At 70.7% G+C, this 15,665-nt stretch carries 16 protein-coding genes and 2 pseudogenes; 12 read left to right on the top strand and 6 right to left on the bottom strand.

What is annotated here, in order from left to right; all coding sequences use genetic code 11:
- Positions 1-48: 48 nt before the first annotated feature.
- Entirely contained in the window at positions 49-558 is a 510-nt protein-coding gene (locus tag AB0N63_RS32610; RefSeq protein WP_365534944.1) for a hypothetical protein, read from the bottom strand.
- A gap of 83 nt (positions 559-641) precedes the next feature.
- On the opposite strand from AB0N63_RS32610, the gene AB0N63_RS32615 reads away from it, so the two are divergent.
- The 10 genes and pseudogenes from AB0N63_RS32615 to AB0N63_RS32660 form a co-directional block, all read left to right on the top strand.
- Complete coding sequence (locus tag AB0N63_RS32615; protein ID WP_365534854.1) at positions 642-890, top strand: integrase core domain-containing protein; 249 nt, start codon at positions 642-644, stop codon at positions 888-890.
- Between the two features lie 749 nt (positions 891-1,639).
- Entirely contained in the window at positions 1,640-3,127 is a 1,488-nt protein-coding gene (locus tag AB0N63_RS32620) for a tryptophan 2,3-dioxygenase family protein (RefSeq protein WP_365534857.1), read from the top strand.
- Between the two features lie 14 nt (positions 3,128-3,141).
- A complete protein-coding gene (locus AB0N63_RS32625; RefSeq protein ID WP_365534859.1) occupies positions 3,142-4,566 on the top strand; it encodes an aminotransferase class III-fold pyridoxal phosphate-dependent enzyme in 1,425 nt (474 codons plus the stop codon).
- Positions 4,563-5,957, top strand: a complete 1,395-nt coding sequence (locus AB0N63_RS32630) for an amidase family protein (protein ID WP_365534861.1) — start codon at positions 4,563-4,565, stop codon at positions 5,955-5,957. The genes AB0N63_RS32625 and AB0N63_RS32630 overlap by 4 nt, the downstream gene beginning before the upstream one ends.
- The gene (locus AB0N63_RS32635; RefSeq protein WP_365534863.1) at positions 5,954-6,844 is read left to right on the top strand and encodes an arylamine N-acetyltransferase; all 891 of its coding nucleotides are present in this window, start codon (positions 5,954-5,956) and stop codon (positions 6,842-6,844) included. The genes AB0N63_RS32630 and AB0N63_RS32635 overlap by 4 nt, the downstream gene beginning before the upstream one ends.
- Before the next feature lie 3 nt (positions 6,845-6,847).
- On the top strand, positions 6,848-8,125 hold the full coding sequence (locus tag AB0N63_RS32640; protein ID WP_365534864.1) for a pyridoxal phosphate-dependent aminotransferase: 1,278 nt from the start codon (positions 6,848-6,850) through the stop codon (positions 8,123-8,125).
- A 9-nt stretch (positions 8,126-8,134) separates the two neighbouring features.
- Complete coding sequence (locus AB0N63_RS32645; RefSeq protein ID WP_365534867.1) at positions 8,135-8,272, top strand: hypothetical protein; 138 nt, start codon at positions 8,135-8,137, stop codon at positions 8,270-8,272.
- Between the two features lie 500 nt (positions 8,273-8,772).
- Entirely contained in the window at positions 8,773-9,279 is a 507-nt protein-coding gene (locus AB0N63_RS32650; protein WP_365534869.1) for an integrase core domain-containing protein, read from the top strand.
- A gap of 546 nt (positions 9,280-9,825) precedes the next feature.
- On the top strand, positions 9,826-9,969 hold the full coding sequence (locus AB0N63_RS32655) for a hypothetical protein (protein WP_365534871.1): 144 nt from the start codon (positions 9,826-9,828) through the stop codon (positions 9,967-9,969).
- Between the two features lie 171 nt (positions 9,970-10,140).
- Positions 10,141-10,266 (top strand): annotated as a pseudogene (locus AB0N63_RS32660) (IS481 family transposase); the annotation flags it as partial.
- Between the two features lie 268 nt (positions 10,267-10,534).
- Here AB0N63_RS32660 and AB0N63_RS32665 read toward each other — a convergent pair.
- Positions 10,535-10,777, bottom strand: a complete 243-nt coding sequence (locus tag AB0N63_RS32665) for a hypothetical protein (protein WP_365534873.1) — start codon at positions 10,775-10,777, stop codon at positions 10,535-10,537.
- Between the two features lie 506 nt (positions 10,778-11,283).
- On the opposite strand from AB0N63_RS32665, the gene AB0N63_RS32670 reads away from it, so the two are divergent.
- Complete coding sequence (locus AB0N63_RS32670) at positions 11,284-12,147, top strand: MFS transporter (RefSeq protein ID WP_365534874.1); 864 nt, start codon at positions 11,284-11,286, stop codon at positions 12,145-12,147.
- Positions 12,148-12,366: 219 nt separating this feature from the next.
- Here the strand turns inward: AB0N63_RS32670 and AB0N63_RS32675 are convergent, their stop codons facing one another.
- The gene (locus AB0N63_RS32675; protein ID WP_365534876.1) at positions 12,367-12,744 is read right to left on the bottom strand and encodes a PIN domain-containing protein; all 378 of its coding nucleotides are present in this window, start codon (positions 12,742-12,744) and stop codon (positions 12,367-12,369) included.
- The gene (locus AB0N63_RS32680) at positions 12,741-13,004 is read right to left on the bottom strand and encodes a hypothetical protein (protein WP_365534877.1); all 264 of its coding nucleotides are present in this window, start codon (positions 13,002-13,004) and stop codon (positions 12,741-12,743) included. Before AB0N63_RS32680 ends, AB0N63_RS32675 begins: the two co-directional genes overlap by 4 nt.
- A 413-nt stretch (positions 13,005-13,417) precedes the next feature.
- Here AB0N63_RS32680 and AB0N63_RS32685 point away from each other — a divergent pair.
- Positions 13,418-13,587, top strand: a pseudogene (locus AB0N63_RS32685) (IS5/IS1182 family transposase); the annotation flags it as partial.
- Positions 13,588-13,713: 126 nt separating this feature from the next.
- Here the strand turns inward: AB0N63_RS32685 and AB0N63_RS32690 are convergent.
- Positions 13,714-14,229: a DUF4232 domain-containing protein gene (locus AB0N63_RS32690; RefSeq protein ID WP_365534879.1), complete on the bottom strand. Its 516-nt coding sequence runs from the start codon at positions 14,227-14,229 to the stop codon at positions 13,714-13,716.
- 302 nt (positions 14,230-14,531) lie between these two features.
- Positions 14,532-15,623 carry a low specificity L-threonine aldolase gene (locus AB0N63_RS32695; protein WP_365534881.1) on the bottom strand — a complete coding sequence of 364 codons (1,092 nt, stop codon included), beginning with the start codon at positions 15,621-15,623 and terminating at the stop codon, positions 14,532-14,534.
- Between the last annotated feature and the right edge of the window lie 42 nt (positions 15,624-15,665).

Here is a 15,665-nt window from a genome sequence, read left to right on the forward strand (position 1 = left end):
GGCCGTGGCACTTCTGGCAGGACCAGGCCGGCGCCGTGGTCCTGGCGCTCAACAAGCCGGGCGAGGACGGGGCCGTCCACGTCGTGACGGAGCTGGCCGAGCCTCCGTGCCCTGTGGTGGGATCTCGCCCGGCAGCGCGCGCAGATGGCGGTGGTCTGGTTCCCCCACCTGCGCCACCCCACCGGCCCCGAGATGGAAGCCTCCGAGGTCTTCGCCCTGCACGATGACCTGCCCCGCGGCCTGGGGGAGCGGGCCGCCCGCCCCGACGTGGGCCCGGCACAGCCGGTAGGCGCGCTGCCATGCCGACGCTTCCAGGCGGTCGGTGGGGACCTGGTCGTAGTCGACGCCGTCGACCGGCCGCGCATGCTCAGGGGCGCGGACCCATACCCGGTACTCCGCGGCCTGCACGGTGCCGGCCTCGCTGCCCTCGTACGAGGGCAGGCCCACCTGGAACACCCAGCCGGTCTCGGTCTGCCGCCGCCTCCACAACCGCGCAACGATCTCCTGCTCGGGATGCCCCAGCAGCGGGTCGGCAGGCAGCACGACCCGCACTGGCACAGGACCGGGAGCAGCGGGGTCAGGGGACGTCGTCACGTTCACCACCCTATACGTCGACCCAGTTCCGAGAGCGGATACGAGAGTTGGGGCTGCGGCAGAGCTGCGGACGCACCGGATCATGCTTCGACAACGCCGCCGCGGAGAGCTTCTGGGCCCTGCTCAAAGAAGAGATCGGCACCCGCACCTGGCCCGACCGGGCCACCGCCCGAGCCGAGGTCGTCTCCTTCATCGAGACCTTCTACAACCGCCGCCGCCTGCGCAAGCATCGGACTTTCGGCTACCTCACCCCGGCCGAGACCAGGCAGCGGCATCAGCCCGTCCTTGCGGCATAACGATCACGTGTCCGAGATCATGGGGAAACTTCACCTGCGGCACGAGGGAGACGGCGGACAGCGGTGGCGGTCGAAGCGCGGACTCCGGCACGGGGCGCCCGCTCTCCTGAAGCAGGAGAGCGCCGGTCGGCGGCCCGGTAGATGTCGGGGCCTTGGTGCTTGGGGGTCATGGCGCATGTCGAGGTAGCAGCGTCTACGCCGGGTTGCCCGGGGGCGCGGGTGGTGCGTTCGACCAGGGTGGTGGCCCAACGGTGCTTGCCGTGACTACTGGCCGGCTCGGTCGTTGGTGTGGTCATGGGTGTTGCGGTTGTGGTCCCGGTGACGGCCGCCGACGCTGCCGAGCGCGGTGCGGGCCTGCCGGCGGCGCATTCCGTCGGCAGGCCCGCACCGCGCACATCGACCCGAGCGGATCTCCCGCTCGGACGCACCTTCTGCACCGGCCTTCTCTGCCGGGTCGGCTGAAGGGCCGGTGTAGGCCGGAGGTACGGACGGCCGTACGGTCACCGGCGGCTGAGACGGCCGCCGCCCCGAGCGCGCCACTCTGTCCTGGGTGTGGTGGGTTCCGGCCGGGACGGCCGTGCCGCACTTGGTACCGGAACACCCGGCCGTGCCGCGCGAGGCGCGCGGATATTCACTCATTTCCCGGTACCCGGCAGTGGTCTCTTTGTTCGCCGGGAGTACCTGACCGGAAGTGCCCGTCTCGTGCGGCTGTCCTCGGGTAGTCGCGCATCCAGCCTAGAAAAGAGCTGATGATGATTCAGAACACGGGGCGTGATCCCGTCTCCCCAGCCGACGAGCCAAGCGACGACCTCCAGGACATTCGCACATGGTTCACGGAATTCCTGTCACGGCCACACCCGGACCTCGGCAGGGAGGGCAGTGTCTGCCCGTTCGTCGAACCCGCCCTGCGTGCGGGAAGCCTCACCCTCGAAATAATAGATTACGACACCGCCGGCGGCTGGACCGGGATAGCGGACGCCATGCGCCGCCAGCTGGACTCCTACGCCGGACATGGCTGGCCCGAGGGCAAGGAGTCGATCAGTTCACTGGTCACCGCCCTGCGTGACATGCCCGGACATCACTGGCCCCTGCTCGACGAGGCGCAGCGCCGGGTGAAGGGCGAAGCCGTACATCGCGGCCTGATGATCGGCCAGTTCCATCCCCGCTGCCCGGAACCCTCGGCGTGGAACGCGTCGTTCGCCGTGTCCCGCGCGCCTCGTCCGCTGTTCGCCATTCGCCGCATGGCGCTCCACGACATCCTGTTCCTGCACGACGACCCCGGGCTGTTCGCCGCATACGATCGCCGTTTCGGCGATCAGTACAGCGACGCCCGCTCCGCCGCCCATCTGCCGCGCCGTTTTGTGCAACTCCACGAAGCGGCGAGAACACGCGGCTCGGCGAAGACGGAGTACATCGACTACCAAAGCATCGACATCCTGCTCTCACTACAGCATCCGCGCACCGGCCACCCCGCGGAAATGACCTTCTACCTGATCGGCCAGGCGAAGGAACTGCTCTTCAAGCTGGTGTACGAAGAGGTGTCGGCGGCCCGCCTGTCCCTCGTCGTCGACCAAGCCGACGAGGCGTCCTGGAACCTCCACCGGGCAGCCGCCGGACTCGGACTGCTGGCCAGGACCTGGGACGTTCTCGCCACCATCTCACCCGCCGAGTTCGACGCGTTCCGGGAGCAGTTGGGATCCGCCTCCGGCATCGATTCCTACATGTACCGGATGCTGGAATTCTCGCTGGGTCGGAAATCGGAAGCCATGGCGCGCAGGCACGCGGACGTGGGCGGCGTAGCGGAGTCCGTCCACCGCGCGTTGTACCGGAGCAGCCTGTACGACGAGGCACTGGGGCTGCTGCACCGGCGCGGTGTCCTGCCCGGCGACACCAGTGACGGCGCTCGGGACGCCGACGCCGTACGCCGGGCCTGGGCTCGCGTCTACCAGGAGCACGGCCCCGCCAGCGACCTGTTCCGGCTCGGCGAGACGCTCATGGACGTCGCCCACGCGTTCGGCCGCTGGCGCTCGCTCCACCTGCTTTTGGTGGAGCGCACCATCGGCAACAAACCCGGCACCGGCGGCACCACCGGTGTCGACTGGCTGCGACGGTCGGCCGAACACCGCTTCTTCCCCGAACTGTGGGAGGCGCGGTCGGTGCTGCCGACAGGCGCCCCTCCCTGGTGGGGTGGAGGAGCGGGGAACCCACTCCACACCCGCAGAGAGGCGACAGCATGACACGGGGCCGGCACGTGGCCGAACAGATCACCGAGCGCTACCGCGCCCTGAGCCCCGCCTCGGCGCGGGCCTTCGAAGCGGCGGCGGGCTCCCTGCCGGGGGGCGACACACGGACCATGACGACCTACACCCCCCATCCGCTGTACTTCGACCGCGGTGAGGGTGCCCGGGTCCAAGACCTCGACGGCCGCTGGTACCACGACATGGTGGCCAATTACGGCGCCCTCACCCACGGGCACGACCACGCGGCGCTGACCGGGGCCGTGACCCGCCAGATTCAGCACGGCACCGCCCTGGGCGGGCCCAGCACCCTTCAGTACCGGCACGCCGATCAGCTGCGGGCGCGGGTACCAGCGCTGGAACGCCTGCGCTACTGCAACTCGGGCACAGAAGCCACTATGTGGGCGCTGCGGACGGCCCGTGCGTACACCGGCCGGGACATCATCGTGAAGATCGACGGCGGATACCACGGCACGCACGACTGGGGCCATGTCAGCGCCTTCCTGACCGGTGGGGAGACCCACCCCCAGCTGCTGCCCGATCTGCCGCGCGTGGACCTGGCACCCGGCGTGCCAGAGACCGTGCTGCGGTCCGTGGTGACCGTTCCCTTTAACGACGCGGAGGCCGTCGCGGACGTGCTGTCCCGGCTTCGCGGCCGGGTGGCCGGAATGATCGTGGAGCCCGTGCTCGGGGTGGGCGGCGGCATCCCCGCCCGCCCCGGCTACCTCCAGGAGGTACGCCGGCTCACCTCGCGGGAGGGAGCCTTGCTGATCTTCGACGAATGCGCCACCTTCCGGCTGGGTCCCTGGCAGGTCAAACACGGGGTACGGCCCGATCTCTGCACTCTCAGCAAGATCGTGGGAGGGGGCCTGCCCCTCGGCGTGTTCGGGGGCAGGGCGGACATCATGTCCCTCTTCGACCCCGCGCGGCCGCGACCCGTCTACCACGCGAGCGCGTTCGGCGGGAACAGCCTGTCCCTGGCCGCCGGCATCGCCGCGCTGGAGACCTTCGGCGACGCGGAGATCGCACACCTGGACCGTCTCGGTGAGCGACTGCGCCGCGGCCTCGACTTGGCGGCCCGGGAGGCCGGCGTGCTCGGGAGGGCCGTCGGCGAGGGCGGCCTGAGCTACTTCCACTTCGGTGCCGTGCCGCCCACGGACGCCGCCGGCAGCGCGGCGGCACGCCGGAACAGGGACCGGCTGCGGGCCCTCGTACACCTGAACCTACTCAACGAGGGGTTCCTGACGGCACGGCACGGGCTGATGTGCCAGCACATCGTGACCCAGGCATCGGCCGTGGACGCGTTCACCGCGGCGTTCGCCGACACCCTGCGGCTGCTGCGGCCGTACCTGGCCGACCACCATCCGGAACTCCTTTGCGAGGGACCGGCGGAGCCGGCTGGACCACGGACGGAACCAACCGACGGGGCCACCTCATGACACCACCGCACCTGTGGACGGTCACACAGGCCCGCGCGGCGATGCACCAGGGCGACATCTCCGCCGCCGAATACCTCGCGGAGCTGACCGGGCACCGCACACACCTGGCCGAACTGTGCGCCTTCCTGCCCAGCACCGACACCGTGCCACCCGCCGAGTCCCGCCTGCGGGGTCCGCTCGGCGGCATACCCCTGGCGGTGAAGGACAACATCGACGTGGCGGGCATCCCCACGACGGCCTGCACCCCCGCCCTGCGCCACCACTCGCCGCGCCGGCACTCGGCCGTCTGGCAGCGCTGCGCGGAGGCCGGCGCCGGACTGATGGGCAAGACGACCATGCACGAACTCGCCTACGGGGTGACCGGCGCGCACACCGACCGCCTGACCGCCCGCAATCCGGCGCACCGCGACAGACTGGCCGGCGGAAGCAGTTCCGGCACTGCGGCGGCCGTGGCCGCCGGGATCGTCCCCGCCGGGCTGGGCACGGACACCGGGGGCTCCGTCCGCATTCCGGCGGCCCTCTGCGGTGTCGCCGGCTTCCGCCCCAGCACGGGCCGCTACCCGGGCAGAGGGGTCGTCCCGGTGTCCCCCACCCGGGACACGGTCGGGGTCATCGCCCGCGGCGTCGACGACCTGCGCCTGTTCGACGCGGTGCTCTGCGGCGCCCTCGTGCCTGTCACGCCACCGCCGTTCCCGGCACCTCCGGTGCTCGCGATGCCCCGCGCGACGGCCTGGACGGACCTCGACCCGGAGGTAGCGCGTGCGGCGGAGGCGGCGTGCGACGTGCTGCGGGCGGCGGGGTGGACGCTGCGGGATCTGCCGGAACCGCTGTACGACCCGGCCGAACTGCTGGGCGCGGCGCTCGCCGTGCCGCTGGCTGAGACACGGACGGCGCTGGAGGACTACCTGCGCGGCCACGGCTCCCCGCTGACGTGCGAGACGGTGCTCCAGTCCATCGCCTCACCGGACGTCCGGGCCGTCCTGACCCCGCTGCTTCACGGCCCGGTCATCGACCCCGGCCGGCGGCGTGCCGCACGTGAGGTGGCCCGCAGGACCGCCCAGGCCGCCCGGCGGGCACTCCGGCGCAGCGGAGCCGCGGCGTTCCTGTCCCCCACCACGGTCACGTCGGCGCCACCGCTCGGGACCGGCTCGTGGGTGAGGGTCGGCAGCCGGCAGGTGGAGACCTTCACCACCTACATCCGCAACACCGCTCCCGCATCGGTCTGGGGGTGGCCGTCGCTGACCCTGCCCGCCGGGCGCACGGGCGCCGGGCTCCCCGTCGGACTGCTGCTGGACGCACCACGCCACCACGACCGGCACCTGCTCGACCTCGGCCGCCGGTGCGAGCGGCACCTGGCCGCCGTCCGTCTCGCAGCCCCGGAGATCCCATGACACACTTCGGTCACCCGGGCTTCGCCCCCGCGTCCGACTGGGGCGCCGAACGCCTCGATCTCGACGCCTATCTGTGCCGCGTGGACCTGCGCCGCCTCGCGCGGACCGGCGAACCCGGGAGGAGAAGCCCTGCGTTCGACGACGTGTGCGAGCTGCACCGTGCCCATCTGGCCAGCATCCCCTTCGACAACATCGACCTCGTACTCGGCACGCCGGTCGGTCTCGAACCCGAGGCCATCGTGGACAAGATGTGCCGTCACCGTCGCGGTGGCTGCTGCCACGAACACAACCTGCTGTTCGGCCTCGCCCTGGAGTGCCTCGGAGTGCCCGTCGAGCGGCTCGCGGCGCGCGTCCTGCTCGGCGGCGTCGGTCCTCGGCCCCGCACCCACATGCTGCTCAAGGCGCGGATCGGGGGCGAGGAGTGGCTCTGTGACGTCGGGTTCGGCTCCGGCGGCTACCTAGACCCGCTGCCGGCCCGGCATGGAGCAGAGGCGACGCAGTACGGCCGGCGGTTCCGGGTCGTCGCCCACGACCACTTCCAGTGGAGCGTCGACATCCGGACGTCCGGCGGATGGACGCCGCTGTACGCGTTCACACACGAGCCCCGGCACCCCATGGACTTCACCGTCGCCCACCACTTCCTCAGCACCCACCCCAGGTCCATGCTCCGCAAAGCGCCGCTCCTGCAACGACTGACCACCGGCAGCCGGCTCCAGCTGCGGGGCGACACACTCACCCGTGCCACGTCGTCGCAGCAGCGCACCGACCGGATCACCCCGGACCAACTTCCTGAAGTCCTCGAAGAGTTCGGCATCACGCTGACGCCCCCTAAACTCACCGCCCTGACCCGGGCCTGTGCTCGGCGTCCACCGACGGCCACGGGATAGCCCATGGAACCCACACAGTCCGTCCTGGACAGCGGCACACTCCCCAACGACCACGAGGACGCACGTCTCATACGCCGGTACCAGGCGCACGGAGGAGATGTCCGCGACCTCCTCTACCTGAGCCTGGGCGAGACATGGAACGGCATCGCCCCCGGACTGGCGGCCGCGCTGGCCCGCACCCTGCCCGCCCACGCACACGGCTACACCCTGTCCCCGTACGGACTGCCGGCCCTGCGGGAGGTCCTGCGGGCCTACGTCACCCGGACCCACCACCTGCCGGCGGCCGACGACGGCAGGTACGACGTGGCCGTCAGCCAGAGCGGCACGCGGGCCGCCATGGCGGACTTCGGCCGACTGCTGCTCGGCGACGGCCGGGCACCGGAGCCGGCACCTGCGGCGCTCGTCCCCGCACCGGGCTGGGACTACGGAGGCGTACTCGCCCCGCTCGGCTACCGACTGTTCCCGTACCACCTGCGTCCCGCCCGGGGCTGGCAGCCCGACGCCGCGGAGATTTGGTCGCTGCTGGACCGCGCGGGACGCGGTTCCCTGCTCGTCCTCAATCCACAGCACAACCCCACCGGCACCGACTGGGCGGCCGGCACGGTCAGGAGCATCGCCGGGGCGGCCGTCACACACCGCGCGGCGGTCCTGCTCGACGACGCGTACTACGCGGTCCACGCTCCCGGCGAGCCGCCCACCAACGCCCTGCGCATCCTCCTGGAGGAGACGCGGCGGGGCGCGATCCCGTGGCTGGCCACCAGGACCCTCGGCAAGCAGTTCCACTGCAACGGCTGGGGGATCGGGGCCCTCACCGCCCCACCGGCGACCCTGGCGGGTCTGGCCCGGGTCATGCAGGAGCGTTCCTACGGGTGCGCGCTGCCCCTGCAGGCGGCGATGGCCGCCTGGCTGCGGACCGACGAACCCGAGGCGTTCGTGAACCGCCTAAGGTGTGCGTACACCGTGGCCCGGCGGCAGGTCGCCCAGCGCCTGCGGCACGGTCTCGGCTTCCCTGCGGACGCTGTGCACCCGGGAACATGCACCGCCTATCTGCGGTTCCGGGTGCCGCCACGGTTCGCGCGGGACGGCTCGGAGGCCCACTATCGGCGACTGTGCCTGACGGCCGGGGTCCTGCCTGGGGCGGGCAGCATGACCAGCTCGTACGGACTCCCGGGCCGGCCGGGCGACTCGGCGGAGGCGTACGTGCGCCTCTTCCTCGGACAGCCGGCGACCGTACTCGACGAAGCTCTGGACCGGCTGGCCCGGGCGGGACTCGGTTGGTGAGCCTGTGGGGTGCCAGAAGTAGCGCATAGCTTTTGGACAGGTATTTTGCAGTCCCGGTCGATCATGGCAGGCTCGGGTGGCATGGCGCTGCGCGTGCTGTACCTGGTCTTCCTGAAGCTTCTCGGGCTGTTCCTGCTGTTGTCGTGATCGGAGGGGTCCAAGAACGTCGAGCTGCTTGCGCTGCGCCACGAGGTCGCGGTGCTGCGCCGACAGCTCGGCGCCCGGCCGCGCCTCGCCTGGCCGGACCGCGCCGTGCTCGCAGCTCTCGCCCGACGCCTACCAGGCAGGCTGCGCCGGCACCGCCTGGTCACCCCCCGGCACCCTTCTGGCCTGGCACCGACGTCTGCTGCGCTGGAAGTGGAAGCAGAATCCCGCGCGCACCGGCCGACCGCCGATCCCTGAGGAGCTCACCGCCCTGATCCTGCGTCTGGCCCACGAGAACCCCACGTGGGGCTCGACCCGCATCCAGGGCGAGCTGCGGCGCCTCGGCCGCCGAGTAGGGCGCCTCAACCATCCGGCGTACCCTCCGCAGCGCCGGCCTCGGTCCCGCACTCCGACGTGGCCCCGGCGCGGGACCCACGTGGCGCGAGTTCCTCCGCGTCCCAGCCTCTGGGCTCCTGGCTGCGGACTTCTTTCACGTCGACACCGTGACCTTGAGACGGCTGTACGTGTTCGCGGTCATGGAGGTCGGCACGCGTGCCGTGTACATCCTCGGCGTCACGGTTCACCCCACCGCGGCCTGGGCCACCCAGCTCGCGAGAAACCTCCTGGCCGGCGACCGGGCCTCCGGCTTCCGCTACCTGCTGCGCGACCGCGACAGCCGCTACACCCAGGCCTTCGACGCCGTCTTCACCGCCGACGGCATCGAGATCTTGAAGAGTGCGCCGCAGACCCCTCGGATGAACGCCCACGCGGAGAGGTTCATACGCACCGTACGAGCCGAATGCACTGACCGGCTGCTGATCTACAACGAGCAGCACCTGCGGCATGTGCTCGCCCAGTACGCTCGCCACTACAACTGCGGACGGCCGCACCGCGCGCTGCAACTTCGTGCCCCTGCCGACGATCCCGACGTCATCCCGTTCCCCACGCAGCGGATCAAGCGCCACGACATCCTCGGCGGGCTCATCCACGAGTACCGCAATGTGGCCTGACGAAGGTCACGATAGCTGGCGAACACGCAAGTCAGCACGTGTGCAGGGCTTTTGGAACCCGACAGGTCCAAGACTTCGCGTCTGTCAGGTTCGCCTGTATGGAGATCGTCACCATGGGCACAGCCTGCCTTCGCCGGCCATCACGCCGCCACTCGCCGAGCGGCAGTCGGCCGAAGTCGTGCGGCAGGTCAACTGGCGATTTCCTGCGAGTTGTCACGTTGCCGGCGAAATGACCCGGACGGTGAGCGGGCCATGGGGGCAAAGGTCCGCGGACCGGCCCCAGCGGCGCAGGCGCGCGGGCCGGGCCGGCCCGAAGCCTCTGTGCCGGCCTTTCGCCCGGGCCCCGGGACGGGAGCGGTCACCGCCTTCGAGGGCTCCGGCCGCCACGCCGCCCCCGGCCGGGCCGCACCGAGTGCGCCGAACGGCCCCGCCGCGCACGGGCCGCCTGGAGGGCCGGTGGGGCGGGGCGCGCGGCGCGGGTCGTCAGCCGGCGGCCTTGCCTACGATGCGCTCCATCTTCACGCCGGCCTCCACGGGCAATCGATTTTGCTCCTGCTGACCAGCAGCCTCCGTCGCGGCGAGGTGTGGATGATCGCCTACGTCGGCGCCACCTTGGTGCCTGGCGACCAGGCATGGGGCTTCGAGGAGCGGGTGCGGCGCTGGCACCCCGGCAACGAATGGTGGGACTGAGCAGTTGTCCTGTAGACCGTAGGTCGCGGACCGTTCGATTCTTTGGCGCCTCCCGAAGTGAGTCTCTGGCTCACTCTCCGTGAAGCGGAAACGTTGAGTGCCGGATCAAGGTGCTCAAACGTCAGAAGTTCGGCCTCGCTGGCTTCGCGCTCCTCCGCAAGCGAGTCCCCCTCCAGCAACACCGAACGCACCGACGACCTGGCAGACTTCCTGCACACCTGCAACCACCACCGCTGCCACACCGCATTCGGAGGCCAGCCACCGATCAACCGTGTGAACAACCCTGCGGGCCAATACAACTGGCCGGTCGTCCGGTCGCCAAGGGACGGTCGCGGGCACGCGGACCCCGCGGCACACGCGCCCAACTCCTCCCACGTGTCCGGGCAGCGCAGGTCTGGGGCGAGTCGGCCGCCCCCCCTGGGCCGCCGGTACGTTTGCGCCGGCGATTCGCCCACCCCGGTCAGGTATGCGTCCAGGCAGTGGGGCAGGAGGGGGCGCGGTGCCGTGGCGTCCGCCCGCCGACCCGCTGGGTCGGCGGGCGTGCCTCCGGCAGCAACTCGAGCGGCTACTTCTTGGTGCAGACCTGGTGGGGCTTGACCCAGACCCGCTTGGTCTTGCCGTGAGCGGTGACCGTCCGGTAGTGGCCCTTGACCGTGTGGCACTTCTTGTCGACGGTCGGCGCGGCGTGGCGTGCCGTCGTGGGCGACGGCGCCGCGGATGCGGTACCTGTCGCTACGGCCCCTGCGCCCGTGACCAGCATCGCCGCCGTGAGCCCGGCGGCGAGGTTGCGTGCGATGCGACTCGTCATGAGCAGCTCCTTTCCGGTCCAGCGCGCCCACCATCGCCGGGGCCTCGGTCGGGAAGCCCAGGCCGGCAAGCGCACCATCGAGGATCAACTCAGGCACCCGAACGTGCATCCGCAGAGCGAGATGTCACCCGTTCGGCGCAAGCGCTCGTGCGCTCCAGCTGCTCCGGCACCACCCTGGGCCGCATTGACGGCTGGGACCGCCGCGGCCGGGCCGACGTCACGAAGACCGAGGTACGCGTAAAGGCCGCCACCTCATGGCAGTGCGTGACGCTCGAATACGGTGGGTGTGCGTACCCTCCGTGATCTGGCCCTGGCCCCGCCGGCGACGGCCGTGCGGATGGCGCCGCGGCTGACGCCTGCTCAAGCCAGGTAGCCATGCCGCTGGTCCGAGCCCGACGACACCGAGGGCGGCGTCAACCGCGGCCGGGAGGGCCTGGCGCCACTCGCGTTCGTCTTCGCGGACACCATCGAGGCGAAGATCGCAACACCGTGAAGGTCCCCGCCCCATGGCCGCGCGCTTCGCGGCGGGCCTGGTCGCCGGGCTGCTCTGGGCTCTCCTGGCCGGGTACGCTCGCAGCATCGTGGCGCCGGAGCAGCGCGGACGGGCGATGGCGGTGCCGATGAGCGGCTCGACCGTCGCCCTCTCGGTGAGGGTGCCGGCCGGCACCCTGCTCGCCGGTGCTGCCGGGTGGCGGGTCGCCTTCGGGCTGATGAACGTGATCGCGCTGGCCCTGGTCGGCTGGATCGCCGTCAGCGCCCCGGCCGTTCCCGGCCGTGACGAGCACGACCGGCTGCCACTGCGGAAGGTGCTGCGGATCCCCGGCGTGGCAGCCGTCCTGGGCGTCACCGCGGCCTTCGTCCTCGCCCGCAACCTGCTATACACCTACGTCGCCGCACTGCTCGAACCGCTGAACCTCGCAGGGCGGACCGACACCGTGCTGCTGGTCCTCGGCCTGTCCTCGCTGGTCAGCGTCCTCGGCACCGGGGCGCTGATCGACCGGCACCTGCGCACCCTGACCCTCGCCGCCTGCGGGCTCCTCTCATTCGCCAGCACCGTCCTCGCCGCCGCCCTGCTCACCTCCGCGTCCTGGCCCCTCTACGGCGCCGCCACGGTCTGGGGCTTCGGCTTCGGCGGCGCCGCCACCTTGCTGCAGACCGCCGTCGCCGACGCCGCGGGCACGGCCGCCGATCTTGCCCAGTCCCTCCTGGCCACCTGCTGGAACCTTGGCATCGCCGCCGCATTTGCCGGCGGTCCCCTCCTCGACCACACCGGCCCGCGCTCGCTGCCCTGGTCGGCTCTGACACTGCTAACCCTCGCCCTGGCCGTCACGGCCACTGCCCGCCACCACGGCTTCCCGACCCGCCGATGACCTCGTTCGCGTGACGACCGCGGGGCGGGCAGGTTACCGACGCCACTGGTATTGCAGCATCATCTGCCTCCGGCGATACCGGACGGCATTCTGAAACGATCAGTAAGCCTCTGCCCGCGGAGTGGACCCTCTCACCGCGGACGAGGACCGCGTCTTTGAAGCGCCTCGCGCGGAGTGGATTGCCCTCGGCATGCGCACGGTCGGCTAGCAGCAGCCTGGTCAGGGGCTCATGGGATTGAGCGGGCTGACGCCGGTGCCCGCGTACAGGTCGGTGTCCAAGGACAGCAGGGTGGCGTCCTGTCCTGCCTGTTGTGCGACGATCACCGCAGATGCGGGATGCAGCACTCGCCAGTCCGCCTGGCGCCAGGTGCCGGCTACCAGGGCGTGGGCCGCGGTGAAGTCGACTGCCGTGGTGAAGCGGCGCTGCAGGATGTGCTGACCGGCGCCCGGTCGTTCACGCTCGGCGACCGCGGCGGACAGGGCGGGAATCACGATCTCGGCGTATCCGTAGCTGGCCTCCACGTACAGGCCATTGAGGAATTCGTCGCCTTCGGCGAGCGCCTTGATACAGGTGTGGTCGAGCAGGACCCGGATCACGCGGCGTGGTGCTCCTGTCCGAGGCTCTGCAGGAAGGCACGAGCTCGAGTCCGCGCGCTGTCAGAAACGGTCACCCCGGTCGTCCGCCGGATCTCCTCCAAGGCCTGCTGCGCGCGCTGCTCCTTTTCCTCCTCAGTCAGCTCGCGCGCCACCAGCTCCGCCAGAAGGTCGTTCATGGTGGTACCGCGTTCGCTGGCCAAGACCCTAAGGCGGTCGCGGACGTCTCGCGTCGTCTTGATGCTGGTGTCCTTCTCTCCCATACACCCACTCTACCGCCAGTAGAACGGAGGTGGGTGGGGGAGCGACAGGACCGGGCAGCCCGTCTGTGTGACCACCTTCGTCTCCCAGCCTGACGATGCTGGGGCGGCCGCCGCCGCGGCTCCTGCGTGCCGACCTGCCCAGAAAATCGAACGCGTATACTAATTTGACGCATGGAGTATGGCCCCCTTCTCCTGTAACTTCCGCTGCCACACAGCGAAGATCCCCGACGAGAGGGGCCTCGCCACCAAAACACGGCTGGCCAGAGCCATCACCTCCAGCATGAGCAGGTCCGCGCGCGAGCGCCGCGTCGTCGATGCTGGACACCTGCACCAACTGAAACATCTACCGTGTCAGCATGCCGCTCACCGGGAACTCTCCGGCGAGCGGCATGCTGCATGATGCGGGGGGCAGCTACCGGATCCGTGCCGGCATCGAGGGACCATCTCCCAAGGCGTCCTGCGCTGCGGCCTGTGCAGATCCGGCTATCGCGGCCTGACCAGGACCAGTCTCCAGAACTAGCTCACCGGCGCTGCCACCAACCCAGCCCGCATCGACGCCCACCTCACCGGCCAAAGCAGAGCCCCCCACCCGGACCAGCCCCCTCGCAGCACTCCGCCCCGCCGGATGACATCCGGCGGGGCGGAACTGACCATCAGCGTCACCGACGGTGGCGGGCCGCACGCGGTCGGTCCTTGCTTGTGGTGTCGGTCAGGCGCCGGGCTGTACGGGGCCGATCTGGGTGCCGAAGTCGACGGACAGCTTGCCGTCGGCCTCCTGGTTGCCCGGGATGATCCCGCCGCCGGGGGTCTTGAGGGTGAAGACGACCCGGTTGGCGGTCGCGCCCTTGGACGCGTTGGGTACCTGGATGTCGAAGTGGACGGGGTGGCCGGGACCGAAGGTCACTTTAGTGTTCTGCGGGCCGTAGGACTTCGCGGTGATGCCCTTGAGCGAGCCGTTGTTGTAGAACTTCACGTCGCGAGGGGAGCCGGCCAGCTGGCAGGCGCTGGTCTTCGGGGCGGCGGTCAGCGTGACGCGGTAGTGACGGTGCCCGGAGCTGGCGGTGTCCGGCGTGATCTTCGTCCTGAGGTTGGCGGGGCGGCACGAGGACGGCGCGCCGGAGTTGGCCGAGAGCGCGGTGGTGGATGCCTGCGCGACACCCGTAGCGGCGATTCCTGCCAGTGCAACGCCGGCAACTGCCATCACGAACTTGGTGGACTTACCCATGGTCGGCTCTCCGTGTCTCGCTGTCGTACGTGGGGCCGCCGCCCCGAACTCCTGACACCACGAAGCCTGCCGATTCACTTCGCTGTGGGCGTCACGGCGATGTAACGCCTTCGCCACAGCGACCGTGAGCGGAAGGGGGGCGGCCGGCCGCTGGTGCGGTTGTGGGTGAGGACGTCGGTGATGTCAGGTCGTGGGCGCGTGAGCCGGGTCCGGTGCGCGGGCTGTTCGCGCACGTCCCGGCAGGCCGGGGCCGTGTGACACGACTCGGCGACACGGCGCACGTGACCGGCGGCGGCTGCGCCTCAGGCCCGCCTGATCGCCGCCTCGGCAGCGGCGGCGAAGTCGTCGACGTCCTCCTCCGTGGTGTCGTAGGAGCACATCAGCCGTACCTCGCCGCGGCTTTCGTCATTGAGGTAGAGCGTGTAGCGGTCCGCAAGACGGGCGCGGGCCGCCTGATGCAGCGTCGCGAACACCGCGTTGGACTCGACCGGACGGCTGACCGCCACTCCCTCCACACGGGACAGGTGGATTTCCAGCCGGGTGGCCATCGCGTTCGCGCGCCTCGCGTTCCGCTCCCACAGGTCCCCGTCGAGGAGCGCCTCGAACTGGACGGAGAGGAAACGCATTTTGGAGGCGAGCTGCGCGGAGCGTTTGCGCAGATACGGCATGCCCGACACCCGGGACGGGTCCAGGGCCACCACGCATTCCCCGAACAGCAGTCCGTTCTTCGTGCCGCCGAAGGACAGGATGTCGACCCCCGCGTCCGTCGTGCAGGCGGACAGGGGGACTCCCAGGGACACCGCCGCGTTCGCGAGGCGCGCGCCGTCCATGTGCACGGCGAGGCCATGGGCGTGCGCACGGGCGGTCAGGTCACGGATCTCCGCGAGGGTGTAGCAGGTACCCAGTTCCGTGGCCTGGGCCAAGGAAAGGGTCCGGGGCGGGGCGGAGTGCACGTCGTTCGCCTCCGCCACCGTCCTGTCGATCACTTCCGGGCTCAGTTTGCCGTCCACGGCGGGCACGCCGAGCAACTTCAGCCCCGCCATGTGCTCCGGACCACCCCCCTCGTCCTCGTTCAGGTGGGCCTGCTCGGCGCAGATCACCGCTCCCCAGCGGCTGGTGACGGCCTGGAGCGCGATGATGTTGGCTCCGGTTCCGTTGAAGACGGCGAACACCTGTGCGTCGGGCCCGAAGTGACGGCGGAAGGTGTCCTCCAGGTGAGCGGTGTAGCGGTCCGTGCCGTAGGCCTGCTGATGGCCGCCGTTGGCCACGTGGAGCGCGGAGAGGATCTCCGGGTGGGCACCTGAGCAGTTGTCGCTGGTGAAATCCCGCCGTCCGGGGTCGTGGCGCCGGACGGCGGCACCGACGGGCAGCGTGGACGGCACCGGAAGCGTCACGGGGGACGTCGGAGGCCGTCCCCGCGGCGGTGCCCCCTCCCT

Origin of the sequence: Streptomyces sp. NPDC093260 (genome assembly GCF_040683715.1) — a bacterium.
GTDB lineage: Bacteria > Actinomycetota > Actinomycetes > Streptomycetales > Streptomycetaceae > Streptomyces > Streptomyces sennicomposti.

Bases quoted from the DNA above. Each gene is read 5' to 3' on its own strand.
- AB0N63_RS32690 (WP_365534879.1), bottom strand. From the start codon at position 14,229: ATGGGTAAGTCCACCAAGTTCGTGATGGCAGTTGCCGGCGTTGCACTG.
- AB0N63_RS32635 (WP_365534863.1), top strand. From the start codon at position 5,954: ATGACACACTTCGGTCACCCGGGCTTCGCCCCCGCGTCCGACTGGGGC.
- AB0N63_RS32665 (WP_365534873.1), bottom strand. From the start codon at position 10,777: ATGACGAGTCGCATCGCACGCAACCTCGCCGCCGGGCTCACGGCGGCG.
- AB0N63_RS32620 (WP_365534857.1), top strand. From the start codon at position 1,640: ATGATGATTCAGAACACGGGGCGTGATCCCGTCTCCCCAGCCGACGAG.
- AB0N63_RS32630 (WP_365534861.1), top strand. From the start codon at position 4,563: ATGACACCACCGCACCTGTGGACGGTCACACAGGCCCGCGCGGCGATG.
- AB0N63_RS32680 (WP_365534877.1), bottom strand. From the start codon at position 13,004: ATGGGAGAGAAGGACACCAGCATCAAGACGACGCGAGACGTCCGCGAC.
- AB0N63_RS32670 (WP_365534874.1), top strand. From the start codon at position 11,284: ATGGCCGCGCGCTTCGCGGCGGGCCTGGTCGCCGGGCTGCTCTGGGCT.
- AB0N63_RS32640 (WP_365534864.1), top strand. From the start codon at position 6,848: ATGGAACCCACACAGTCCGTCCTGGACAGCGGCACACTCCCCAACGAC.